This window comes from uncultured Jannaschia sp. (genome assembly GCF_947503795.1).
Classification (GTDB): domain Bacteria; phylum Pseudomonadota; class Alphaproteobacteria; order Rhodobacterales; family Rhodobacteraceae; genus Jannaschia.
The window spans coordinates 829,302-851,399 of record NZ_CANNEZ010000001.1 but is presented as its reverse complement, the minus strand read 5'-3'; the positions used below and the strand labels follow the sequence as shown (position 1 = coordinate 851,399).

Genomic DNA, 22,098 nt, shown 5'->3' with positions numbered 1-22,098 from the left:
CTTCCGCGATGATGCTATCACGGGCCGCCGCCTACCCAGAACCCGGCGGTTGCCGCAGCGCGGCATGGGCGTTACCAAACCGTCACAGATGTCCGGGGGACCCGCCATGGCCGAATTCCAGAAGATCCTGATCGCCAACCGGGGGGAAATCGCCATCCGCGTCATGCGCGCGGCCAACGAAATGGGGAAACGGACGGTCGCGGTCTATGCCGAGGAGGACAAGCTGGGCCTCCATCGCTTCAAGGCGGACGAGGCCTACAAGATCGGCGAAGGGCTGGGGCCGGTCGCGGCCTATCTTTCGATCCCCGAGATCATCCGGGTCGCGAAGGCGTCGGGCGCGGACGCGATCCATCCGGGCTATGGCCTCCTGTCCGAGAACCCCGAATTCGTCGATGCCTGCACCGCGGCGGGGATCACGTTCATCGGCCCGAAGGCCGAGACGATGCGCAAGCTGGGCGACAAGGCCAGCGCGCGGCAAGTGGCCATCGAGGCGGGCGTGCCTGTCATCCCGGCGACGGAGGTGCTGGGCGACGACATGGCGCTGATCGCCAAGCAGGCCGCCGAGGTCGGGTATCCGCTGATGCTGAAGGCCTCCTGGGGCGGTGGCGGGCGCGGGATGCGGCCCATCACGGGCGAGGACGAGCTGGAGGAGAAGGTGCTGGAGGGCCGCCGCGAGGCCGAGGCCGCCTTCGGCAACGGCGAGGGATACCTCGAGAAGATGATCCAGCGCGCGCGTCACGTCGAGGTGCAGGTGCTGGGCGACAGCCATGGCAACACCTACCACCTCTACGAGCGCGACTGCTCGGTGCAGCGCCGCAACCAGAAGGTCGTCGAGCGCGCCCCTGCCCCGTATCTCAGCGGCACCCAGCGCGAGCAGATCTGCAATCTCGGCAAGAAGATCTGCGAGCATGTCGGCTACGAGTGCGCCGGCACGGTCGAGTTCCTGATGGATATGGATTCGGGCGAATTCTACTTCATCGAGGTGAACCCCCGCGTGCAGGTCGAGCATACGGTGACCGAGGAAGTCACCGGCATCGACATCGTGCGCGCCCAGATCCTGATCGCCGAGGGCAAGTCCCTGACCGAGGCCACCGGCATCGCATCGCAATACGACGTCAAGCTGGACGGCCACGCGATCCAGACCCGCGTGACGACCGAAGACCCGGCCAACAGCTTCATCCCCGATTACGGACGGATCACGACCTACCGGTCGGCCACGGGCATGGGAATCCGGCTGGACGGCGGCACGGCCTATTCGGGCGCGGTCATCACGCGCTACTACGACAGCCTTCTCGAGAAGGTCACCGCCTGGGCACCGACACCCGAGGCGGCGATCCGGCGGATGGACCGGGCGCTGCGCGAGTTCCGCATCCGGGGCGTCAGCACGAATATCGACTTCGTCATCAACCTCCTGAAGCATCCGACCTTCCTGTCGAACGAGTACACGACCAAGTTCATCGACACGACGCCGGAGCTGTTCGACTTCAAGCCGCGGCGGGACCGCGCGACCAAGATCCTGACCTATATCGCCGACATCTCGGTCAACGGGCATCCCGAGACCGAAGGGCGCCCGCGCCCGCCCGCCGATATCCGCGCGCCGCGACCGCCCGAGCGCATCGCGGACGCGCCGCCCGCGGGGTCCAAGACTCTGCTCGACGCGAAAGGTCCGAAGGCCGTGGCCGACTGGATGCTGGCGCAGACGCCGCTTCTCCTGACCGACACGACGATGCGGGACGGGCATCAATCGCTTCTGGCGACCCGGATGCGCTCGATCGACATGGTGCGCGTGGCCCCGGCCTACGCGACGAACCTGCCGCAGATCTTCTCGATGGAATGCTGGGGCGGCGCGACCTTCGACGTCGCCTACCGCTTCCTGCAGGAATGCCCGTGGCAGCGGCTGCGTGATTTGCGCGCGGCGATGCCGAATCTCCTGACCCAGATGCTGCTGCGCGCGTCGAACGGGGTGGGTTACACCAACTATCCCGACAACGTCGTCCAAAGCTTCGTGGCGCAGGCCGCCGAGACGGGGATCGACGTCTTCCGCGTGTTCGACAGCCTCAACTGGGTCGAGAACATGCGCGTCGCGATGGACGCGGTGATCGAGACGGGCCGCATCTGCGAAGGCACGGTCTGCTATACCGGCGATATCCTCGACGCGGATCGCGCGAAATACGACCTCAAGTATTATGTCGGCATGGCGAAGGAGCTGGAGGCGGCGGGGGCGCATGTCCTCGGGCTGAAGGACATGGCGGGGCTTCTGAAGCCCGCAGCGGCGCGGGTGCTGATCAAGGCCCTGAAGGACGAGATCGCGATCCCGATCCATTTCCACACCCACGATACGGCAGGCATCGCGAGCGCCACGATCCTCGCCGCCGCCGATGCGGGCGTGGACGCGGCCGACGTGGCGATGGACTCGCTCTCGGGGAACACGTCGCAGGCCACGTTCGGCACCGTGGTCGAGGCGCTCAAGGGATCCGAGCGCGACACGGGCATCGACATGAATGCGGTGCGGCGGATCGACGACTACTGGGATGCGGTGCGCGCGCAGTACCTCGCCTTCGAAAGCGGGATGCAGGCGCCGTCGTCGGAGGTCTACCTCCACGAGATGCCGGGCGGGCAGTTCACCAACCTCAAGGCGCAGGCGCGCTCGATGGGGCTGGAGGACCGCTGGCACGAGGTGGCGCAGATGTATTCCGACGTGAACGCCATGTTCGGTGATATCGTGAAGGTCACGCCGTCCTCGAAGGTCGTTGGCGACATGGCGCTGATGATGGTGGCGCAGGGTCTGACGACCGCGCAGGTGGCCGACCCGAAGACCGAGGTCAGCTTTCCCGACAGTGTCGTGGACATGATGAAGGGCAATCTGGGCCAGCCGCCGGGTGGCTGGCCGAAGGGGTTGCAGAAGAAGGTCCTGAAGGGCGAGGCGCCACTCTCGGATCGTCCGGGCAAGCACCTTGCACCCGTCGACCTCGAGGCGACGCGGACCGCGCTTGCAGGCAAGTTGGGCGTGGCGATCGACGACGAGGATCTGAACGGCTACCTGATGTACCCGAAGGTCTTCACCGATTACGCCGAGCGGCATGCGCTGTATGGCCCCGTGCGCGCCCTGCCGACGCCGGTCTTCTTTTACGGGATGGAGCCCGGCGACGAGATCGAGGCCGAGATCGACCCCGGCGTGACGCTCAACATCCGCTGCGTGGCACAGGGCGACACCCACGAGGACGGCGATCGCCGCGTGTTCTTCGAGCTGAACGGCCAGCCGCGCGTCGTGCGCGTGCCGGATCGTCGGGTCACGGGCAGCGCCGCGAAGATGCCCAAGGCCGAGCCCGGCAACGCCAACCATGTCGGCGCACCGATGCCCGGCGTCGTCGCGTCGGTTGCGGCGCAGGCGGGGGCGAAGGTGCTGAAGGGCGACCTTCTGCTGACCATCGAGGCAATGAAGATGGAAACCGGCCTCCATGCCGAGCGTGACGCGGTGGTCAAGGCGGTGCATGTCGCGCCGGGTGCCCAGATCGACGCCAAGGACCTGCTGGTCGAGCTGGAATGACCGCCTGATCCGCCATCGGGGCGGCGACGACGGCGTCGGATCGGACGAATTGTCGCCGTTTCGACGTGGCAGCGCCCCATCCGTGCCCGGTTTCCGCCATCCCAGCGTCAGGCTTCCGGGTTAGTCATTCGGGTCAACCGTCATAAAACGAGTGCCCCCATGTTTGCCCCCCTCACCCCCATTCGCCGCTTCGTCGCTGACACGCGCGGTGCGGTGACCGTCGATTACGTCGTCATCACCGCCGCGGCCGTGGGCCTCGGGTTCGCGGTGAACGAGGTGTTGTTCGGCGGGATGGGCGTGCTTGCGGGCAACGTGAACGAAGAGCTTGGCGGCCAGCCCGGATATTCGGGACCGGGCCTCGTCTATAGCGATGGGTTCGACAACGGGGCCGTCGGCTGGGTCGGCGCCGATGCCAAGAAGATGTTCGGCGTGGGCACGGTGCTGGGCCCCATCGCGGGCGGCTCGGGCGCGCAGACCGTCACCAAGGTCTTCGACGTCGCGGCCGACGCGACCGTGGCCACGATCAGCTTCGATCTGCTGTCGCTCGACAGCCTCGATAACGAAAGCGGCTACGTTTATATCGGCGACCAGGTCGTCGGTTACGTGACGTCCGAGCACGGCGTCTCGACCTTCACGGCGGTCGAGCAGACCGGCATCGAGATCGTCGGCAAGGTCATCGAACAGGATGTCGAGCTGGGCGGCATGATGATCGAGCAGAGCTGGTCGCGCGACAGCCGCACGAGCATCCAGATCACCGTCAATAATCCGGGCGACTCGATCAAGTTCGGCTTCGGATCCGATGCCAACCAGGACATCTCGGACGAGAGTTTCGCGATCGACAACTTCACCATGCAGGGTCTCGCCGACCCGGCCTGAGCCGGGCGGGAACCAGTCGAAAAACCGGGGGATGCGCCCGCATTTCCCCTTGCACCCGCGCCGCGTGTTTTCTAAGTGACCCACACCGAAGAGGGCGGGCGTAGCTCAGGGGTAGAGCATAACCTTGCCAAGGTTAGGGTCGGGCGTTCGAATCGCCTCGCCCGCTCCAATTCGGACGCGAAAGACCCCCGGCCGGGAACGGCCGGGGGTCTTTGCGTTTGCGGGGGTCGGCCTTGCGGAGGTCGCGATCAGGCGGCGAGCAGGCGCGCGAGGCGGGTCGGCGCCAGCGGCCGCGCGGCGCGGCCATAGGCTGCGAGGTCGGCGCGCAGTTCGGGCCGCACGCGAAACAGCGCCTCGCGGTCGGCCGCGGCGATGCCCTCGAGGCCGAAGGCGGCCGGCAGGAAGGTCTCGGTCTCGGCGCCCTCGGCGAAGATCAACTCGTGATCGGGCGTCATCAGGTGAAAATAGCTGGTCGGGCCGACGCCCTCCTGCACGACGCCCGCACCGTCGATCAGGGCCTTGGCCGGCACCAGGACCTCGTCCTCGCCGAAGGTGAGCTGGGCGCGCCAGCCGCGGACGAGCATCCGGTGCTGCGGCGAGACGCGCAGGACGCGCGAATTGCCGACCGTGCCCGGCGCGAAGCGGATCGGGGCCTGGTCGGCGGCGGTCAGGACGTGGCGCGAGCCGATCCATTGCAGCGGCTGTGCGCCCGCGTCGCGCGTCAGCACCATGTCACCGGGCGCGAGGTCCTCGACCCGTCGCGCACCCTGCGGGGTCGAGATCTCGGTGCCATGGGCGAAGCAGATGATCTTCTCGATCTGCTCGAAGGTGACGACCGTGCCGTCCGAGAGCGTGGCGCTGCCCGAGAAGCCGCCCGCGCTGTCGGGCAGGCTGTTGTCGATGAAGACCTGGCCCGGCACCCAGAGCCCGTTGAAATCGAGCGTGTCGCCGCCCGTCTCGCTGCCCTCGCCGCCCACGACCGTGAGGGTGCCGCCACCGACCTGCGCGGGGTCGATGAGGAAGAGGTCGTCGCCGTCGCCGCCGGTCGCGGTGTCACCGGTGCCCACGAGGATCGTGTCGTTGCCGAGACCGCCCGCGAGTGTGTCGCTGCCCGCGCCGCCGATCAGGCTGTCGTCGCCCGCGCCGCCGGTGATGCTGTCGTTGTTGTTGCCGCCGTCGATCGTGTCGCTGCCCGACCCGCCATCCAGCACGTCGTTGCCGCCACCGCCGGTGATGCTGTCGGCATCGTCGCCGCCGAAGGCGGTATCCGCGCCGCCGCCGCCGATGATGGTGTCGTTGCCCGCCCCGCCGACGAGGCTGTCGGCATTGCCGCCCCCGTCGAGCACATCGTTGTCCGCGCCGCCGTCGAGCGTGTCGCTGCCCGAGCCGCCGATCAGGCTGTCGCTGCCTGCACCGCCCGAGAGGCTGTCATTGCCCGCCCCGCCGTCGAGCGTGTCGTTGCCGCCGTCGCCTTCGAGCGTGTCGTTGCCGGACCCGCCCAGAATGCTGTCATCGTCGGCGCCGCCCGAGAGGCTGTCATCCCCGCTGCCGCCGTCGATCGTGTCGTTGCCGGTCCCGCCGAAGACCGTGTCGTTGTCCGAGCCTGCGAAGACGTCGTCATCGCCCGCACCCGCGTCGATCAGGTCGGCATTGCCTTGCGACGAGACCGCGTCGAACTGGATGTCCGAGATCAGGATCGCCTGCTGCGTCAGCGTGCCGCCGCCCGCGGGCAGGTTGTCGTAATCGATGACGATGCGTTCGACCGGCCCTTGGATCGTGACCCGGATCGCGCCGTCCGTCTGGTTCGTGGAGTCGAGATTGTTCGCGGCTGTGACCGTGTTGCCGGACGGGAGATCGTCGCCGAGGATCTCGATATCGACGGTGATCGCGTTGCCCGCCGCGTCGAAGGCGTCGATCGTGATCACGTCGAGGAAATTGTTTCCGCCATTCGTGATGCCGTCGATATCCGAGATGATGAACTCGACATTGTGGACCTCGGTCGATTTCGAGGGGTCCGCGCTGTCGAAATCGACGGTCAGGGTCGTGTTCGTCTCGTTGCCGTTGGAAAAGAAGCGGGCATTGGAGGTGGTCGAGAACCCCTGCCCGGACGGAAGCTCGTCGGCGGCGGCGTTGCCGACATCGTAATTGGCGATGAAGGTCGAGCCGGTGGGCAGGCTGGACGTGATCGTGACCAAGACGTCGTCGAGGGTCTGCGTGGCCCCGGCCGACATGTCCTGGTTCGCGGCGAAGGTGTTCCACTGAAAGAGCTGCTCGGAGGTCTGCGAGGTATAGAGATCGTTGGCATCGACCTTGTCGCCGTTGGGATCGCCCGTGTAGTCGCGGTCGATCGTGTCGTTGCCGGCGGTCCCGAGCACCGTGCCGTCATTGTATTCGTCATAGTCGAACTGGGTGCCCGACGGCTGGTCCGGCGTGGCGTCGAACTGGATCGTCTCGTAGCTGCGCCCCTCGACCAGCGGCACCGAGGAGATGGTGTAGTAGCTCGCGCCGCCATTGACCGTGATCGTGGTGACCTTGATCTGCTCGCCGGTGACGCTGTCCTCGAGGATCCAGGTCTCGCCAGCGTGGATATCGGCATTGGTGATCGTGGTGCCGGGGAAGGTGATGTCACCTGTGGCAGTTTCGCCATTACTGGCATCCGTGAGGTAGGTTTCCTCGGCCCCGCCGCCGTCATCGGTGAGATCCAGCGTGCCCGTCGCGGCGGAGGTCGAGCTCCATGTCGACGTGTTGCCCGCCGTCTGACTGAAGACATTCCACGGGTCTATCCCGTAGATTCGAAACGAATAAGTCGGCATTCTGTGGTCGGACCCGTGCTCGTGGTTTGCCCCGCGTGGGCCGATCTTTGCGCCGACCCTCCGCCTGTCCGGAATACCGGCGCATATTGTCTCAAATATGACTTTTGCCGTCCGCCCGGCATTGCGATCCGGGGGGCAACGTGGCGGGATCCGTGGCCCCGGCGGGGATTGTCCGGGGTCTTTCAACGGGGGCGGTCGCGTCCTATGACGGCCCGGACCGCAATTCGGAGCCGCCCCCATGCGCCAGGCCACCATCACCCGCACCACCGCCGAGACCGAGATCACGGTGTCGGTGAACCTCGACGGGACCGGACGTTACGACAACAAGACCGGCGTCGGGTTCTTCGACCACATGCTCGACCAGCTGGCCCGCCACGCGCTGATCGACATGGAGGTGCGCTGCACGGGCGACACCCATATCGACGACCACCACACCGTCGAGGATGTCGGCATCGCGCTGGGCCAGGCGCTGACGCAGGCGATGGGCGACAAGCGCGGCATCCGCCGCTACGGCCATTGCTACCTGCCGATGGACGATGCGCTGGTGCGGGCAGCGCTGGACCTGTCGGGTCGGCCATGGCTGGCCTGGGAGGTGCCGATGACGGCGCCTTCCATCAAGGGGTTCGACACCGAGCTGGTGCGCGAATTCTTCCAGGCCTTCGCGACCCATGGCGGGATCACGCTGCATGTCGACGGGCTGCGCGGCGTCAATTCGCACCACATCGCCGAGGCGAGTTTCAAGGCCGTGGCGCGCGCGCTGCGCGACGCGCTCGAGACCGACCCGCGCAAGGCGGATGCGATCCCGTCCACGAAGGGGTCGCTCTGACGTGCTGACGGTTCTCGTCGATTACGACAGCGGCAACCTCCATTCGGCGCAGAAGGCCTTCGAGCGCATGGCGCGGGAGGCGGATGCGGGCGAGGTGCTGGTGTCGCAGCGTCCCGAGGACGTCGCGCGCGCGGATCGCGTGGTCCTGCCGGGCGACGGCGCCTTTCCGGCATGTCGGCGCGGGTTGCAGGGGTTCGACGGGCTGGAGGAGGCCTTGCTGGACGCCGTGACGGCCCGCGCGGTGCCATTTCTGGGGATCTGCGTGGGCATGCAGATGCTGGCCACCGAAGGGCGCGAATACGAGCCTGTCGCAGGGTTCGACCTCGTGCCCGGAACGATCGACCGGATCGTGCCCTCGGACGCGGCGCTGAAGGTGCCGCATATGGGGTGGAACGACCTCGTGCTCACCGGGGACCATCCGGTGCTGGAGGGGATCGAGACGGGCAATCACGCCTACTTCGTGCATTCCTACGCGATGACGATGGCCGATCCGGCGGACCGGCTGGCATATGTCGAGTATGGCGGGGACGTCACGGCGATCGTCGCACGGGACAACGTGATCGGCACGCAGTTCCATCCCGAGAAGAGCCAGCGGACGGGACTGCGCCTGATCGCGAATTTCCTGCGCTGGACGCCCTGAACGCAGATCGGCCCGCGCGGTGCGCGGGCCGATCCGCCGGGGGGCCAGCCCCCCGGACCCCCCGGCATGTTTGCCGAGCAAAGACGGGCGGCGCGGCGGGGTCGCCCCGCCGACCGCACCCGCCCGATCAGTTGATCTTGACCCAGTTCTGCCGGGCGCAGATCAGGCCGCCGGCGACACAGCCGCGCAGAGCCATCTGGTTGCCGCTGAGCTGGACCTTGCCGAGATAGACCTTGTCGTTCGACGGGCGCCAGACGCGGCCCTCGTAGGCACCGCCGCCCTGGGCGGCCATGTTGCGGACGATCTGCTTGCCCTTGTTGGGCGAATTGTACTCGCCGCCATTCTGGAACGTACGGGTGATAGTGCCGCAGAAGTTGGCGCCGCAGGGCGCGATGGTGACATGCGCGTAGGAGCCGTCGTCGACCTCGGTCTGCCAGACGCCCTCGATCGGGTCGGCATGGGCGGCGCCGGTCAGCGCGATGGCCGCGATGGCGGTCAGGATAAAGCGTTTCATGGTCTGGTGTCCTCCCAAAGACTGGACGCTTGGTGCCGTGCGGGGGGACCTCGTGGCAAGCGTGACGTTTCGGCACGGGGTTTCCTGCGGGCTCCGGGTGTTGCAGAACGCGCGCGACCCTGAGCCGCCGGAGTGCCTGCCATGATCCTCTATCCCGCGATCGACCTGAAGGACGGGCGGGCCGTGCGCCTCGTCCATGGCGAGATGGAGAGTGCCACGGTCTTCAACGACGATCCGGCGGCCCAGGCGCGTGCCTTTGCCGATGCGGGCTGCGAATGGGTGCATCTGGTGGACCTGAACGGGGCCTTCGCGGGCTGGCCGGTCAACGGGGCGGTGGTCGAGGCGATCCTCGCCGCGGTCGACGTGCCCTGCCAGCTCGGCGGGGGCATCCGCGACATGGGCACCATCGAGGGCTGGCTGGAGAAGGGCCTCGCGCGCGTGATCCTCGGGACCGTGGCGGTGGAGGAGCCCGAGCTCGTCCGCGCGGCCGCGCGGGCCTTCCCCGGACAGGTCGCCGTCGGCATCGACGCGCGGGGCGGTATGGTGGCCACGAAGGGCTGGGCCGAGACGACAGACGTGACCGCAACCGACCTCGCCCGGCGGTTCGAGGAGGCCGGCGTCGCGGCGATCGTCTATACCGATATCGACCGCGACGGTGCGATGGGCGGCCCGAATGTCGCCGCGACGGATGCGCTGGCGCAGGCCGTGTCGATCCCCGTCATCGCGAGCGGGGGCGTGTCGTCGCTCGCCGATCTGCACGCGCTCGCCGCGACGGGCCGGATCGCGGGCGCGATCTCCGGGCGGGCGCTCTATGACGGGGCGATCGATCTGGCGGAGGCGCTGGCGGCGCTGCGCGGCTGAGGGCGGCCGGATGACGACCTTCATCCTTTACCTCTCCATCCTCGCGGTCGGGTTCGCGCTGTCCTTTCGGCTGCAGTCGCGCGCAGCGACGCGGATCCTGCGCTGGGGGAGCGTGGTGCTGTCGACCGCCTTCATCGCCCTCGCCATCCTGACGCGGTCCTGCGGCGCCGGGTTCGTGCACAGCATCTTCAGTTGCGACGAGCCGACGGTGGACCGGCTCCTGCCGCTCCTCCTGACCTACATGGCCTTTCCGATGATCGCGCTTGCCGCCCTCGTCCTGCTGGCGGCGCTGGAATGGCGCGCGCGGCGATGAGGTCGGGCGGGCGCATCCTGCTCGGCCTCCTGGCGGCCATCGGGGCGTTCGTCGTGGCCACGCTGGTCGTGGCGGCGATCCTTGAGCGCGGCGCCTGCGGCTTCGGTTGGCTGCCGGGATGGTGGCCGGCCTGGGCGTCGGGCTGCGCGGACGATCCCATCGTGCGAACCGCGCGGGGTCTGCGGGCCGCGGACTGGCACCTCGCGCTGCCCTGGATGGCGGCGGCGGGGACGTTCCTCGCCGTCGCCTATCCGTGGCGGGGGCGCTGACCTACTCGGCGACCGCCGCGTCGGTGAGATTGCCGAGCGCGGTGTCGATGCGGGCCGCCGCCTCGCCCGCGGGGTCGATATCCATCCCGGCGAACAGATCCTCGGCCGTCTGGTAGGTCACGGCGGTCCCGTCATCCGCGGCATGGACCAGAACCCGGAGCGGCAGCACGAGGCCGGCGCGCAGGTCTTCCTGCATGACGGGCGTGCCGGCCTTGGGATTGCCGAAGATGACGAGCTCGGCTTCGGGAAGCTCCATGTCGACGCTGGCGGCGGCCTTGGTGTGCGGCACACGGGCGACGATCGAGGCGCCCGCCCCTTCGGCGGCGGCGACGAGGCGGTCGGCGGTTTCGGCCACGGAATGGGGCGAGGGCTTGGTGACCATCTCGGCCAGCGCGGGCATGGCGGTGAGTGCGAAGACGGCGATTGCGGTGCGGATCATGGGAAAACCTCCTCGGGGTTGGTGGCGCACAACCTGTGGCAGGCGGGGGTGCTGTCCAATGCACGTGCGCGTGATCGCCCGCGCCGGTTGCCAAACCGGCCATTCCTCGCCAAACCGCGCCCATGCTGAAGACGCGGATCATCCCCTGCCTCGACGTGGCCGATGGCCGCGTGGTGAAGGGCGTGAACTTTGTGGACCTCATCGACGCGGGCGATCCGGTCGAAAGCGCGCGCGCCTACGATGCGGCGGGTGCGGACGAGCTGTGCTTTCTCGACATCCACGCCACGCATGAGAACCGGGGCACGATGTACGACCTTGCCACCCGGACCGCCGAGGCGTGCTTCATGCCGCTGACCATCGGCGGCGGCGTCCGAGCGGTGGAGGACGTGCGCGACCTGCTGCTGGCGGGGGCCGACAAGGTCTCGTTCAACTCGGCCGCCGTGGCCGACCCGGACGTGCTGGCGCGTGCGGCCGACCGGTTCGGAAGCCAGTGCATCGTCTGCGCCATTGACGCCAAGACCGTGGCACCCGGCAAATGGGAGATCTTTACCCATGGCGGCCGGAAGCCCACCGGCATCGACGCGGTGGCCTTCGCGCGCACGGCCGCGGAACGGGGCGCAGGAGAGATCCTGCTGACCTCGATGGATCGCGACGGGACGCGAGCGGGGTTCAACCTCGCCATGACGCGGGCGATCAGCGACGCGGTGCCGGTGCCGGTGATCGCGTCGGGCGGCGTCGGCAACCTGGATCATCTGGTCGAGGGCGTGACCGAGGGCGGCGCGTCCGCCGTGCTGGCCGCCTCGATCTTCCATTTCGGCGACTACACCATCGCCCAGGCCAAGGCGCATATGCAGGCCGCGGGTATCCCCATGCGGATGGAGGACTGACCATGCACCCGCTCGACGCCCTGTGGCAGACCGTGCAGTCGCGCCGCGATGCCGATCCCGAGAAGAGCTGGACGGCGAAGCTTCTATCCCGCGGACCGGCAAAATGCGCCGAGAAATTCGGCGAAGAGGCGGTCGAGACGCTGATCGAGGCGGTGCGCGGCGACCGCGAGAAGCTGGCCGAGGAAGGCGCGGACCTGCTGTATCATTTTTGCGTCATGCTGGCAGCGGCGGATGTCGATCTGGCCGACGTGATGGCGCGGCTCGAGGCGCGGGCCGGTGTGTCGGGAATCACCGAGAAGGCCGCGCGGCCCGACTAGTCGGGCGCGGACGGCACGCGAGCGGTGCGACGGACACTGCCCATGCGCCTTGCGCGCAACCATTGTTAACGCGACATTTTTCATCGACGGGAAGAAAGCCGCAAGGCGACGCTCCGGGTGCGGAACCATCGCATCGCCTTGCGTGTTGCCTTGATGACCAACCTGCAAACAGGTCACCGCGACAACGATCAGGAGCCTAAGATGAAATCCGTCCTTGCGTCCACCGCGATTGCGTGGACGGCTTTCGGCGTGGCGGGCGCCCATGCCCAAGTTGCCGCAAACCCCGCGTTTGTCGCCGGATACGATACCCCGGCCCTGCGCGCTTCGATGCTCGACGATATGGCGATCTACGCCTCCGAGACACGGCTCGACCCGTCAGACAGCCTGCCCTCGGGCCTGGAGCGACTGGGTGAGGTGGATGACATCGTGCTCGGGCCGAATGGTGGGGTCGATGCGGTCATCGCCGACATCGGCGGCTTTCTCGGGATTGGCGACCGCGAGGTCGCGTTCGATATCGACCAGCTCGTGATGGTGCCCGTGGCTGAAGGCTCGGACGAGATGGTGCTCGTGGTCATGGCCGCGCGGGACGAGATCGAGAACGCACCGATATTCGAGAACCTGTCCACCGGCAGCCGTACCGATGGCGCGCGCGCCGTCACCAATGAAGGCTCTGGCGTCACCACCGCCGCGTCTGCCAGCGTTGTGACCGTCGAGACAGGGAGCACTGCCAGCCCCCGCTCGGACGGTGCGATGGAAGGCACGGACACCGACACCGCAACGCTCGACGCGGGCACGGTCGTCGCCAATCCGCAGACGCCTGCGACGGCAATCGTCACCGCCTCCGGCGTGCAGACGACCGCGCCGGGCACCGATCTCGCGACGGGCGATGCCGAGATGGCCGGCGGAGCCGACAGCGATGCGCCGCCCGTGACCTACATCCCCGGCGTCGAGTTCGAGAACGAGGCCCCGGCGGTCGCGCGCGACGGCTACACCCCGCGGATGCAGAACACGCTGACCCTGCCCGAACTCGAGGGCGTACCGGTCTTCGACGTGACCGACGAGGAGATCGGCGTGATCTCATACGCGTTCTCGCCCGGCACTCGCAGCAGCGACGTCACCGTCGTGGTCGTGTCGATCGGTGGCTTCCTCGGGATCGGCGACCACGAGGTCGCGATGCACGCCAAACGAATGTCCTTCCTCGACGGCGAAAGAGGCATCCGGGCCTATGTGGACGCCACGCGCGAACAGCTCGAGGCGCTTCCGGAATACGACGACTGACCACCCTTCACGGCCCGCCCCCCCGGCGGGCCGTTTCGCGTCAGAGCTTCGAGCTGATGATGCCGGTGGCAAAGCCACCCTGGCGCAGTTCCCCGAAGAGCCGCTGACGTTCGATCTTGGGACAGCGGTCCTGGATGATCGTCACACCCGCCGCGTCGCACATTGCCTCGGCCTCGAGGCTGACCACGCCGACCTGCAGCCAGACGCACCAGAGCCCGTCGAGCTCGCGTAGACCCTCCTCGACGATGGCCGGCACCGCTTCGGGTCGGCGAAACACATCCAGCACGTCGACCGGCCCAGAAACCGAGCCGAGATCAGGCACGACCATCTCGCCAAAGAGCGTGGTGCCCGCATCGACCGGGTTGACCGGCACGACCCGGATGCCCCGCCGCGCAAGGTAGCGCGCGACGTAGTGGCTGGGCCGGATCGGGTTCGGGGACACGCCGACACAGGCGAAGGTCTTCGCCCGCGTCAGGACGTCCCGCAGGAGCGCATCGGAGGGGGTCGTGGTCATGGCCGCAGGATGGGCAGAAAAAAAGGCCCGCGGCAATGAAGACGCGGGCCCGAGGTATGGAACGAGGGACAGTGAACAGAGAGTGGGTGTTCCGAACCCACTTTCCACAGACAATCGGGTAACTGCCCCTCGGCCCAGTTGGTTCCGCCGCGCGATTATTATTTTTCACGTCAGCGGATTACGCATCGATACGTCAGTCGAAGATGTCGTCGATCTCGTCCCAGATCTCGGACGCGACGGCGTACCAGATGGATTTCGATTTCTTCTTCTTGGTCTTTCGTCTCGTCCCCGGCCTCTCCGGCGTCCGCTTCACCTTGGGTGAGACATCCGCAACCTGGGCAATTTTCAGCGGCTTCATCACGTGGAGCGGTGCCCCGCAAGAGCCGCAGGCCAGCTCGTGCCCGCCATGGGCGGTATTCCGCAGGATGGTCCGACGCCCACAATAGCAGCAGGTCGCCTTCTTGGGTTCAAACATCGCGGCCCTCGCGCAGGGCAAAGAGCGCGACCGCCGCCGCGTTCGACACGTTGAGCGAGCCGAACCCCCCCGCGGGGTCGATCCGCACCATCCGGTCGCAGAGGCTGCGGGTGCGGTCGCGCAGGCCCGGACCCTCGGAGCCCAGTACGATGGCGACGGGCGCGTCGCGAAGGCCGGGGGCGGCCTCGCCCAGCGTCTCGGGCGCCTCGCCGTCGAGCCCGACGCAGAGATAGCCCATCTCCTTCAACCGCTCCATCGCGTCGCCCAGATTGCCGACCCGGAGATAGGGCTGGCGTTCCAGCGCACCCGACGCGGTCTTGGCCAGCGCGCCGGTCTCGGGAGCGGCATGGCGCTGGGGCGCGATCACGGCATGCGCGCCGAAGACTTCGGCCGAGCGCAGGATGGCGCCCGCGTTGTGCGGGTCGGTGACACGGTCGAGAAGGACCATCAGGGGCGCCCCGCCGCCAGGCCGCGCCACGTCGTCCAGCCGCCCCCAGTCGAGCGCGCGCACTTCGAGGGCTGCGCCCTGATGAACCGAGCCGGGGTCGAGCGGGACCGGGAACTTGCGCGGATCGGCGATTTCGGGCGTCATTCCCGAGGCGGGCACGGCATCGCCCAGCCGGTCGGCGGCGTTCTTCGTCAGGACCAGTCGCAGCCGCTCCCGCATCGGGTTCTGCAGCGCGTCGCGCACGGCATGCAAGCCAAAGAGCCAAACCGTTTCGCGGGCCGAGGCGCGGCGATCCCGCTCCTTCTCGACCACCCATTTCGGCTTCTGCGCCATGTCCGATCCCCTCGTGCGACCCGAGGCTTATCGCGCGCGTCCGGCCGGTCCACAACACCGCTTGACCCCACCCCATGCCGCCGCTATCCCGCCCGCCAGTGGGCGACAGGCCGCAAGGTGTGGCAGGGGACTGTAACTCCCTCGAGGCGACTCACGCCTGGTTCGATTCCAGGGTCGCCCACCATCGAACATCCGACATCACGGAACCTCCGCCCCCGGCGGGCGCGGCATCGGATGCTCTCCGGTCTGGCCGCAACGGTTCGCCGGATGTTACCGTTCCCAGATACGAGGACTGGGGGGACATCATGCTGAAACTCATCACCTGCGCCGCGGCCGCGCTGCTGGCCGGGGCGACCGTCGCGGCGGCTTGCCCGGATTGGCGCCAGAACGGGGCGGTCGGACGTTTTTCGGGGGCCGATCTCTGGGAGCCGCGGCTCTTCGATATCACGGCGGGCGGGACCAACAACCTGCGCATGCAATGCGGGTCGATCTACAAGAGCCTGAAATCCGACCGGGGCGACGGCTACTTCCCGACGCCGCCCGACTTCACGATCGAGACGCCGGGCATGTCGGGCTACACGCTGGAGATCGCGGTGGTCAGCGAATGCGACAGCGCGCTGCTGGTGAACACGCCCGCGGGGAACTGGTATTACGACGATGACGACAACGGGAACCTCGACGCGAAGATCACGCTGACCTCGCCGTCCTCGGGCATTCTCGACATCTGGGTCGGTACCCATGACGGGCAGTTCTGCGATGCGGAGCTGCGGTTGGAGACCTTCAGGTAGCCGCACTCGCGGGGGTCAGGCCACCGCCATCCCCGTCAGCGCGTGGGCCAGCGCCGCGCCGTGCATGTCGCGGTCGCGCGCGCTGCCCTGCACCGCCGGGCGCGGCAGCGACAGCTTCACGACATGCAGCGCGGGAAGGTCGAAGCGCTTGATCTCCGCTCCGCCGAGACGAGCGGCGAATGCCTCGGTCGGGAGGGCCGCGACGCGGTCGTAGGTCGCGGCGTCGCAGAAGATGTCGATTGTGATCCAGAACGGGCCCGCGTTCTTTGAGCGGACGCGCGCGAGGTCGCCCAGGTCAGACATCGAGGACCTCCAGCCGGAAGCCGTCCATCGGATCGTCCAGCGCCAGCACGTGATGCAGCACGAATTCGTAGCGCGTGCCGAGATCGACCTCGGGCGGCGAGAAGGGGAACGCGAAGGTGGGCATCGGCTCTTCGGGGGTGAGCGGATGGTGGAGGAGGAGCGGGTTCACCAGCTTGGCCACCTCCTGCGCGGTGGCCGCATCGGGGGCGATGACCTGCGCCATGATGCCGATTTCGTTGGGGCGGGTCGCGCCTGGTTCGAGCGCGCCGAGTGCGGCGTCGAGACCGATCCGTCGCAGCTCCAGATCGTAGGCCGCGCCGGGCATCTGGCGCGCGATGCGGGCACGGGCACGGGCCTCGAGCGAGGCGCACCAGTCGTCGATTTCCGCCACGTAGTGCGGGTCGCGGACGAGGGCGAGGCTCATGACGCCGTGCCCGGCCACGCGCGCCGCCTCGAGCTTCACGGTATAGGGCGCAGGCGTCCAGACCGCGCCCTCGACCCGCACCGCGCGGCCCTCGGCGCGGTAGGTCGCAGCGGAGGTGTCGAGCGCGCCACCGGGTTCGTGCAGGATGACCGGGTCGGAATTCTCGTAGAGGAGATGGGCGGCGACGGTCCGCTCGGTGGCGACGCTGATCTCGGCCATGGGGGTCACCGTGAAGCCCGTCCCGTCGAACAAGATCTCGATGACGCCGGTGTCGGGATGGGTGCAGCAGAGCGCGCCGCATTCGCCCACCTTCGCGCCGTGCCACGCGCCGCCCGCGTCGCAGCCGCGCGCCAAAGGCAGGGCCGCGAGGATGGCGGTATCGGTGGTGCGCCCGCAGATGACGATCCCGGCGCCCGTCGCCAGCGCGGCTTGCACCTGCTCCGCCCCGGCGAGGGCCACGATGTTGGTGCAGTCGGCCAAGGCGTCGGCCGCGACGTCCGGCGCACCCGGCAGGGGTGACACGCGGTCCCATTCGGCGGCCAGCCGATCGGCATCCCGGTCGCAGTAGAGGACGGCGATCTTGGCCCCCTGCCCGGCCTCGGCCAAGACCTCGCGCGTAATCTCGACCAGCCAGTCGACCGCCGACCCCGCCCCGCAGGTCCCCGCGGTGCCGATCACCAGCGGCACGCGGGCCGCGAGGGCCGCGCGGACCAACTCGCCCCAGTCCGACTTGACCTGTGCGCGGGAATACTTGGACACGCCGCGCCCAAGATAGGCCGGCCCGCTATCGGTTGAGCCGCCGTCGATGGCGATGAGATCCGGCCCGCGTGCCAGGCCCGCGGCCAGCGCGTCGCCATCCCAGCCGAGGCCCAGTGCGCCCGCCGGCACGAGGACGCGGCAGGTCGGCCCGGCGACCTCAGTCGAGAGGCTTGGCATGATCCGGTACCTCGGGCTTGCGGATGATGCGACGCAGGAACATCGGGGCGATGAACCCGAGGAACGCCGCCACCAGCAGGCCGATCGCGATGGGCGAGGAGACGAGGTAAGTCCAGTCCCCGTCCGAAAGCACCATCGCGTCGCGGAGCTGCTTCTCCATCTTGCCGCCCAGCAGGATCCCGAGGATCACGGGCACCGTCGGGATGTCGAGCTTGCGCAGGACGTAGCCCAGCACACCGAAGGCCGTGACGAGGAGCAGGTCGAAATAGCTGCCCGTCAGCGCGTAGATGCCGACGAAGCTGACCATCGTGACGCCCGGCATCAGGATCGCGGGCGGCACTTGGAGGATCTTCACAAAGACCTTCACCATCGGCACGTTCATCGCCAGAAGGACGAAATTCGCGATCAGGAGCGAGGCGATCAAGCCCCAGACCACGTCGGGCCGCTCGGTGAAGAGCGTCGGGCCCGGCGTGATGTTGAGCGTAACCAGCACCGCCAGCAGCACCGCCGTCGTGCCCGAGCCGGGCACGCCCAGCGTCAACATCGGGACCAAGGCGCCGCCCGCGGCGGCGTTGTTGCCCACCTCGGGTGCCGCGATCCCCTTGGCAACCCCGGTGCCGAATCCGCCCTTCTCGCCCGCGATGGATTTCTCGGTGACGTAGGTCAGGAACGAGCCCAGCGACGCGCCCGCTCCGGGCAACACGCCCGCGATGAAGCCAATCACCGACGAGCGGAGCATCGTCCAGCGCGTCGACCAGATTTCGCGCCAGGGGATCGTGACCTTGCCGATCACCATGTTGAGCGCGCCCTGCGCGCCGTGCTTCTCGATGAAGAAGAACACCTCGGAAACCGCGAACAGGCCGACGATCGCCACGAGGAAATCGACGCCGTCATAGAGATGCAGGTTGCCACCCGTCAGTCGCGCCATGCCCGAATTGGGATCGAGGCCGATCATCGCGATACCGATGCCGAGGACGCTGGCGAAGGCGGCCTTGGCCTGGTTCTTCGACGCGACGCCGCCCAGCGTGCAGAACGCCAGCAGATAGAGCGCGAAATACTCGGCCGGGCCGAACTGGTAGGCGATGTTCGACAGGATCGGCGCGAGGAACATCAGCCCGATGGTCGAGAGCGTGGCGCCGACGAAGCTGGCCACGCCCGAGATCACCAGCGCGTCGCCCGGCCGGCCGTTCCGGGCCATCGGATGGCCGTCGAGGCAGGTCATCATCGCGGGTTCGTCGCCGGGAATGTTGAGGAGGATCGAACTGATCCGACCCCCATACATCGCGCCGTAATAGATCGAGGTCAGCAGAACGAGGGCCGCGACCGCGTCGAGCCCCATGGTGAAGGTGATCGGGATCATGATTGCCACACCGTTCGACGGCCCGAGCCCCGGAAGCGCGCCGACGATGGTGCCGATGAAGCACCCGAGCACGGCGAGGGCCAGGGTGAACCATGTCAGGACGGAGAAGCCGCCAATCAGGTTGTTGAGAATATCCATGTCAGAAGAGTCCCCGCGGCAGACCGAAGAGGCTTAGGCCGAGGACGAAGCGGAAGAGGACGAAGAGCCCGATGCTGAGTGCGAGCCCGGTGACGATCGCCGCCTTCCAGCGCGGCGCGATCTGGAACGAGAGCACGCCGGCGACGATCGCGGTGGGCAGAAGGAAGCCCAGCGGCTTGAGCGCATAGGCGTATCCGACCAGCATGACCGTTGCGATGGCGAGGGCGCCGACGGAACGCAGCGGCGGCCATTCCGGTTCGTCGTCGGGCTTGAGCACCATGACCACGCCGCAGATCGCCGCGACGATGCCGACCGCCATCGGGAAGGCGCGCGACCCGAGCGGATCGGAGAAAAAGGGTGCCGCGATCTGGGCTGCACTGGCCACGTAGGCCAGCGCGCCGACGATCACGATCGCGCCGAAGATACGGTCGCTTGCGAGCATGGTGACTATCCCCCGATATCGTCTGTGCGCCAGCGGGCCCGGGCGGGCCCCGCACCGGTCGCGGAGGCCCATCCCGTCGGGACGGGATGGGCGGAGGAACGGGCGGTGCGCCCGTTCGGTTGTCGCCGCGAACGGCCCTTACTGGATGACGCCGATTTCCTGGCTCAGCGTGCGGACGTCCTCGATGTTCTGGGCTATGAACGCCTCGAAATCGCTGCCGGTCACGTTGAAGGGCGCCAGACCGTTGGCGGCCATGGCCTCGGCCCATTCCTCGCTCTCGCCGACGGCCTGGAGCTTGGCGACCCAGTCGTTGAAGGCCTCGTCCGAGATGTCCTTCGGAACGTAGAGCCCGCGCCAGTTGACCGCGACGACGTCCACGCCCTGCTCGACGGCGGTGGGGATGTCGTCGAAGCCGGGCACCCGCTCGTCCGAGAGGACGGCGAGGACGCGCACGTCACCAGATTCGATGAAGCCCACGACCTCGGACATGTCGCCGGTCATGCCTTGGGTGAAGCCGCCCACCGTCTGGGTGATCGCATCCGCGCCGCCATCGACGCCGATATACTTGATCTGGCGCACATCCTCGACGCCATGCGCCTTGGCCAGCTGCAGCACCTTCAGGTGGTCGAAGCCGCCCGCCGCCGAGCCGCCCGCGAAGGCCACGCTGCCGGGATCGGCGGCGATGGCGTCGAGCATGTCACCCAGGGTCTGGAAGGGGCTGTCGGCAGCGACGACGATGACGCCCGGATCGGCCCCGATCGCGCCGAGGAAACGCACCTGGTCGGCGGTGGCGCCACCATAGGCGTCCTGCGCCAGACGGGTCGCGGTCGCCTGGCTCGCGGCAACGATCAGCTCGGCGTCATCGGTGCGCTCGTTGGCCACGGTCTGATAGGCCAGGCCGCCACCGCCACCGGCCATGTTGGTGACCTGCACGGGGCCGTCGACGACACCGATATCGGTCATGATCTTGCCGATCTGGCGGCAGGTGAAGTCCCAGCCACCGCCGGGGTTGGCGGGCGCGATGCACTCGGCCGCGGTGGCGGCCCCGCCGATGACGAGGGCGATCCCGGTCAGGGCTGCGCGAAACGTGTAGGTCATGGTCTTCCTCCCTTGGGCGCCGACCCTCTCCCGGGGTGGGCGACATGGGGAGCCTAGACGCCTCGCGCGTAACCGCAAGACGTCTCGCGCCGGTGAGGCTCAGGCGCGCTTCTCGCTCGGCACGAAGCCTTCCGCATCGCCGAGGAACAGGCCGACCTTCCGGAATTTCGGGATGGCGTCGCAGATGACCTTGACCACGATCAGCATCGGAACGGCAACGACCATGCCCATGACCGACCAGGTCCAGGCGAAGAACGCGACGGACAGGAACACCATCGTCACGTTCAGGCGCAGCCGCGTGCCGATCAGGGCGGGCGTCACGAACTGCCCCTCGATCGAGGTCAGCGCGTAATAGGTCGCGAAGACGCCCAGCCCGGCCCAGGGATCCGAGAAGGACACGAAGGCGATGATCCCCGCGATGCCCGCACCGATCACCGCGCCGACGAAAGGGATGAAATTGAGGACCGTCGCCATCAGCCCGATCAGCCAGGGCGACGGCAGATCCCACCACCACATCGCGGCCCCGATCACCACGCCGAGGCCGATATTGATCAAGGTGATCGCGCCGAGATAGTTGCCAAGCCGCGCCTCGATGGTGCGGATGGTCTGGACGGTCGTGCGCTTGTCCTCGAACCGGTCGACGACCTGTACGGCCTTCTGGATGAAGAGATCGCCCGAGGCGGTCAGGAAGAACAGCAGGCACATCGCGAAGACGACCTGGCTGAGGAGCGCGGGCGCGATGGCAAAGACGGTGCTGGCGAGCCCGGAATCCGAGACGACCTCGACCTGCATGGGCCGCTCGGCACCCGCTTCGGCGAGAACTTCGCCCGTGGCGTCGGCGGCGACGGTGAAGGCCTCGAACGGGCCACCGGGTCCGGTAAGCTGCCCCATCACCTGGCTCAGCAGGTTCGGGATATCGGTAACGAAGTTCTGGATGGGGTCGGCCGCCATCATGCCACCGAAGACGAGGGCCAGACCGATCGTCACGGTGAAGAGCGCGGCGGCAACGGGGGCGGGCACACCGATCCGGCCAAGTCCGCGCCGCGGCGCATTCAGGATGAAATAGCCCAACACGGCGCTCGTGACCGGGATCAGGAATTCCGCCGCGAAGAAGAGGGCCTGGATCAGCAGGAGGATGAAGATGCCGGTGACCGGTACGGCGAGCGGATGGCGCTTGGGGCGCGCGGGCGCCGCGGCCAACTCGGTCGAGCCGGCATCGCCGCGGATCGTGTCGACCCGCTCGGGAGTGGCGCTCACGC

The 22,098-nt window shown here is 68.0% G+C and carries 23 protein-coding genes and 2 tRNA genes; 13 read left to right on the top strand and 12 right to left on the bottom strand.

Annotated elements, in window-relative coordinates; all coding sequences use genetic code 11:
- Positions 1-106 precede the first annotated feature (106 nt).
- From Q0833_RS04590 to Q0833_RS04580, 3 genes are all read left to right on the top strand, one after another.
- On the top strand, positions 107-3,547 hold the full coding sequence (locus Q0833_RS04590; RefSeq protein WP_298434971.1) for a pyruvate carboxylase: 3,441 nt from the start codon (positions 107-109) through the stop codon (positions 3,545-3,547).
- A gap of 159 nt (positions 3,548-3,706) precedes the next feature.
- Positions 3,707-4,423, top strand: coding sequence for a hypothetical protein (locus tag Q0833_RS04585; RefSeq protein ID WP_298430717.1), 717 nt, complete (start codon positions 3,707-3,709; stop codon positions 4,421-4,423).
- A gap of 94 nt (positions 4,424-4,517) precedes the next feature.
- Positions 4,518-4,592, top strand: a tRNA-Gly gene (locus Q0833_RS04580).
- Positions 4,593-4,671: 79 nt separating this feature from the next.
- Here the strand turns inward: Q0833_RS04580 and Q0833_RS04575 are convergent.
- Positions 4,672-7,236 carry a Hint domain-containing protein gene (locus Q0833_RS04575; protein WP_298430715.1) on the bottom strand — a complete coding sequence of 855 codons (2,565 nt, stop codon included), beginning with the start codon at positions 7,234-7,236 and terminating at the stop codon, positions 4,672-4,674.
- A 238-nt stretch (positions 7,237-7,474) separates the two neighbouring features.
- On the opposite strand from Q0833_RS04575, the gene hisB reads away from it, so the two are divergent.
- On the top strand, positions 7,475-8,062 hold the full coding sequence (gene hisB / locus Q0833_RS04570; RefSeq protein ID WP_298430713.1) for an imidazoleglycerol-phosphate dehydratase HisB: 588 nt from the start codon (positions 7,475-7,477) through the stop codon (positions 8,060-8,062).
- A gap of 1 nt (position 8,063) precedes the next feature.
- The gene (gene hisH / locus Q0833_RS04565) at positions 8,064-8,702 is read left to right on the top strand and encodes an imidazole glycerol phosphate synthase subunit HisH (RefSeq protein ID WP_298430711.1); all 639 of its coding nucleotides are present in this window, start codon (positions 8,064-8,066) and stop codon (positions 8,700-8,702) included.
- A 127-nt stretch (positions 8,703-8,829) separates the two neighbouring features.
- On the opposite strand, the gene Q0833_RS04560 is transcribed toward hisH, so the two are convergent.
- Positions 8,830-9,216 (bottom strand): DUF2147 domain-containing protein, encoded by a 387-nt coding sequence (locus Q0833_RS04560; RefSeq protein ID WP_298430709.1) that lies wholly within the window; start codon positions 9,214-9,216, stop codon positions 8,830-8,832.
- Between the two features lie 141 nt (positions 9,217-9,357).
- On the opposite strand from Q0833_RS04560, the gene hisA reads away from it, so the two are divergent.
- Genes hisA through Q0833_RS04545 form a run of 3 tightly spaced genes read left to right on the top strand, consistent with a single transcriptional unit; the run spans position 9,358 to position 10,659 of the window.
- Entirely contained in the window at positions 9,358-10,077 is a 720-nt protein-coding gene (gene hisA / locus Q0833_RS04555) for a 1-(5-phosphoribosyl)-5-[(5-phosphoribosylamino)methylideneamino]imidazole-4-carboxamide isomerase (protein WP_298430707.1), read from the top strand.
- A gap of 10 nt (positions 10,078-10,087) precedes the next feature.
- On the top strand, positions 10,088-10,390 hold the full coding sequence (locus tag Q0833_RS04550) for a hypothetical protein (RefSeq protein WP_298430705.1): 303 nt from the start codon (positions 10,088-10,090) through the stop codon (positions 10,388-10,390).
- Positions 10,387-10,659 (top strand): hypothetical protein, encoded by a 273-nt coding sequence (locus tag Q0833_RS04545; protein ID WP_298430703.1) that lies wholly within the window; start codon positions 10,387-10,389, stop codon positions 10,657-10,659. Before Q0833_RS04550 ends, Q0833_RS04545 begins: the two co-directional genes overlap by 4 nt.
- Before the next feature lies 1 nt (position 10,660).
- On the opposite strand, the gene Q0833_RS04540 is transcribed toward Q0833_RS04545, so the two are convergent.
- Positions 10,661-11,098: a DUF302 domain-containing protein gene (locus Q0833_RS04540; RefSeq protein ID WP_298430701.1), complete on the bottom strand. Its 438-nt coding sequence runs from the start codon at positions 11,096-11,098 to the stop codon at positions 10,661-10,663.
- A 122-nt stretch (positions 11,099-11,220) separates the two neighbouring features.
- On the opposite strand from Q0833_RS04540, the gene hisF reads away from it, so the two are divergent.
- The 3 genes from hisF to Q0833_RS04525 all read left to right on the top strand — a co-directional run bounded on the left by hisF (position 11,221) and on the right by Q0833_RS04525 (position 13,580).
- Positions 11,221-11,985 carry an imidazole glycerol phosphate synthase subunit HisF gene (gene hisF, locus Q0833_RS04535; protein ID WP_298430699.1) on the top strand — a complete coding sequence of 255 codons (765 nt, stop codon included), beginning with the start codon at positions 11,221-11,223 and terminating at the stop codon, positions 11,983-11,985.
- Positions 11,986-11,987: 2 nt separating this feature from the next.
- Positions 11,988-12,302 carry a phosphoribosyl-ATP diphosphatase gene (locus Q0833_RS04530; RefSeq protein ID WP_298430698.1) on the top strand — a complete coding sequence of 105 codons (315 nt, stop codon included), beginning with the start codon at positions 11,988-11,990 and terminating at the stop codon, positions 12,300-12,302.
- A gap of 327 nt (positions 12,303-12,629) precedes the next feature.
- Complete coding sequence (locus Q0833_RS04525; protein WP_298430696.1) at positions 12,630-13,580, top strand: PRC-barrel domain-containing protein; 951 nt, start codon at positions 12,630-12,632, stop codon at positions 13,578-13,580.
- A 40-nt stretch (positions 13,581-13,620) separates the two neighbouring features.
- On the opposite strand, the gene Q0833_RS04520 is transcribed toward Q0833_RS04525, so the two are convergent.
- The 3 genes from Q0833_RS04520 to rlmB all read right to left on the bottom strand — a co-directional run bounded on the left by Q0833_RS04520 (position 13,621) and on the right by rlmB (position 15,350).
- Positions 13,621-14,094, bottom strand: a complete 474-nt coding sequence (locus Q0833_RS04520; protein WP_298430694.1) for a CoA-binding protein — start codon at positions 14,092-14,094, stop codon at positions 13,621-13,623.
- 193 nt (positions 14,095-14,287) lie between these two features.
- Positions 14,288-14,569 carry a hypothetical protein gene (locus Q0833_RS04515; RefSeq protein ID WP_298430691.1) on the bottom strand — a complete coding sequence of 94 codons (282 nt, stop codon included), beginning with the start codon at positions 14,567-14,569 and terminating at the stop codon, positions 14,288-14,290.
- A complete protein-coding gene (gene rlmB, locus Q0833_RS04510) occupies positions 14,562-15,350 on the bottom strand; it encodes a 23S rRNA (guanosine(2251)-2'-O)-methyltransferase RlmB (protein ID WP_298430689.1) in 789 nt (262 codons plus the stop codon). The genes Q0833_RS04515 and rlmB overlap by 8 nt, the downstream gene beginning before the upstream one ends.
- Positions 15,351-15,450: 100 nt before the next feature.
- Here rlmB and Q0833_RS04505 point away from each other — a divergent pair.
- Together Q0833_RS04505 and Q0833_RS04500 are read left to right on the top strand one after the other, a co-directional pair.
- Positions 15,451-15,534: transfer RNA gene (locus tag Q0833_RS04505), tRNA-Tyr, on the top strand.
- A gap of 121 nt (positions 15,535-15,655) precedes the next feature.
- Positions 15,656-16,138: a hypothetical protein gene (locus Q0833_RS04500; RefSeq protein ID WP_298430687.1), complete on the top strand. Its 483-nt coding sequence runs from the start codon at positions 15,656-15,658 to the stop codon at positions 16,136-16,138.
- A 15-nt stretch (positions 16,139-16,153) separates the two neighbouring features.
- On the opposite strand, the gene Q0833_RS04495 is transcribed toward Q0833_RS04500, so the two are convergent.
- The 6 genes from Q0833_RS04495 to Q0833_RS04470 all read right to left on the bottom strand — a co-directional run bounded on the left by Q0833_RS04495 (position 16,154) and on the right by Q0833_RS04470 (position 22,096).
- Positions 16,154-16,441, bottom strand: a complete 288-nt coding sequence (locus tag Q0833_RS04495) for a DUF4387 family protein (RefSeq protein ID WP_298430685.1) — start codon at positions 16,439-16,441, stop codon at positions 16,154-16,156.
- On the bottom strand, positions 16,434-17,801 hold the full coding sequence (locus tag Q0833_RS04490; RefSeq protein ID WP_298430683.1) for an acyclic terpene utilization AtuA family protein: 1,368 nt from the start codon (positions 17,799-17,801) through the stop codon (positions 16,434-16,436). The genes Q0833_RS04495 and Q0833_RS04490 overlap by 8 nt, the downstream gene beginning before the upstream one ends.
- Positions 17,782-19,299 (bottom strand): tripartite tricarboxylate transporter permease, encoded by a 1,518-nt coding sequence (locus tag Q0833_RS04485; RefSeq protein WP_298430682.1) that lies wholly within the window; start codon positions 19,297-19,299, stop codon positions 17,782-17,784. Before Q0833_RS04485 ends, Q0833_RS04490 begins: the two co-directional genes overlap by 20 nt.
- A 1-nt stretch (position 19,300) precedes the next feature.
- On the bottom strand, positions 19,301-19,741 hold the full coding sequence (locus Q0833_RS04480) for a tripartite tricarboxylate transporter TctB family protein (protein WP_298430681.1): 441 nt from the start codon (positions 19,739-19,741) through the stop codon (positions 19,301-19,303).
- A gap of 138 nt (positions 19,742-19,879) precedes the next feature.
- Complete coding sequence (locus tag Q0833_RS04475; protein WP_298430680.1) at positions 19,880-20,839, bottom strand: tripartite tricarboxylate transporter substrate binding protein; 960 nt, start codon at positions 20,837-20,839, stop codon at positions 19,880-19,882.
- A 99-nt stretch (positions 20,840-20,938) separates the two neighbouring features.
- The gene (locus tag Q0833_RS04470) at positions 20,939-22,096 is read right to left on the bottom strand and encodes an AI-2E family transporter (RefSeq protein WP_298430678.1); all 1,158 of its coding nucleotides are present in this window, start codon (positions 22,094-22,096) and stop codon (positions 20,939-20,941) included.
- Positions 22,097-22,098: the final 2 nt, after the last annotated feature.

Coding starts and splice junctions, on each gene's coding strand:
- Q0833_RS04540 (WP_298430701.1), bottom strand. CDS start 11,098: ATGATCCGCACCGCAATCGCCGTCTTCGCACTCACCGCCATGCCCGCG.
- Q0833_RS04475 (WP_298430680.1), bottom strand. CDS start 20,839: ATGACCTACACGTTTCGCGCAGCCCTGACCGGGATCGCCCTCGTCATC.
- Q0833_RS04520 (WP_298430694.1), bottom strand. CDS start 14,094: ATGACCACGACCCCCTCCGATGCGCTCCTGCGGGACGTCCTGACGCGG.
- Q0833_RS04530 (WP_298430698.1), top strand. CDS start 11,988: ATGCACCCGCTCGACGCCCTGTGGCAGACCGTGCAGTCGCGCCGCGAT.
- hisA (WP_298430707.1), top strand. CDS start 9,358: ATGATCCTCTATCCCGCGATCGACCTGAAGGACGGGCGGGCCGTGCGC.
- hisB (WP_298430713.1), top strand. CDS start 7,475: ATGCGCCAGGCCACCATCACCCGCACCACCGCCGAGACCGAGATCACG.
- Q0833_RS04545 (WP_298430703.1), top strand. CDS start 10,387: ATGAGGTCGGGCGGGCGCATCCTGCTCGGCCTCCTGGCGGCCATCGGG.
- Q0833_RS04590 (WP_298434971.1), top strand. CDS start 107: ATGGCCGAATTCCAGAAGATCCTGATCGCCAACCGGGGGGAAATCGCC.
- Q0833_RS04575 (WP_298430715.1), bottom strand. CDS start 7,236: ATGCCGACTTATTCGTTTCGAATCTACGGGATAGACCCGTGGAATGTC.
- Q0833_RS04480 (WP_298430681.1), bottom strand. CDS start 19,741: ATGCTCGCAAGCGACCGTATCTTCGGCGCGATCGTGATCGTCGGCGCG.
- Q0833_RS04585 (WP_298430717.1), top strand. CDS start 3,707: ATGTTTGCCCCCCTCACCCCCATTCGCCGCTTCGTCGCTGACACGCGC.
- Q0833_RS04525 (WP_298430696.1), top strand. CDS start 12,630: ATGCTCGACGATATGGCGATCTACGCCTCCGAGACACGGCTCGACCCG.
- Q0833_RS04490 (WP_298430683.1), bottom strand. CDS start 17,801: ATGCCAAGCCTCTCGACTGAGGTCGCCGGGCCGACCTGCCGCGTCCTC.
- Q0833_RS04500 (WP_298430687.1), top strand. CDS start 15,656: ATGCTGAAACTCATCACCTGCGCCGCGGCCGCGCTGCTGGCCGGGGCG.
- Q0833_RS04515 (WP_298430691.1), bottom strand. CDS start 14,569: ATGTTTGAACCCAAGAAGGCGACCTGCTGCTATTGTGGGCGTCGGACC.
- hisF (WP_298430699.1), top strand. CDS start 11,221: ATGCTGAAGACGCGGATCATCCCCTGCCTCGACGTGGCCGATGGCCGC.
- rlmB (WP_298430689.1), bottom strand. CDS start 15,350: ATGGCGCAGAAGCCGAAATGGGTGGTCGAGAAGGAGCGGGATCGCCGC.
- Q0833_RS04495 (WP_298430685.1), bottom strand. CDS start 16,441: ATGTCTGACCTGGGCGACCTCGCGCGCGTCCGCTCAAAGAACGCGGGC.
- Q0833_RS04560 (WP_298430709.1), bottom strand. CDS start 9,216: ATGAAACGCTTTATCCTGACCGCCATCGCGGCCATCGCGCTGACCGGC.
- Q0833_RS04550 (WP_298430705.1), top strand. CDS start 10,088: ATGACGACCTTCATCCTTTACCTCTCCATCCTCGCGGTCGGGTTCGCG.
- Q0833_RS04485 (WP_298430682.1), bottom strand. CDS start 19,299: ATGGATATTCTCAACAACCTGATTGGCGGCTTCTCCGTCCTGACATGG.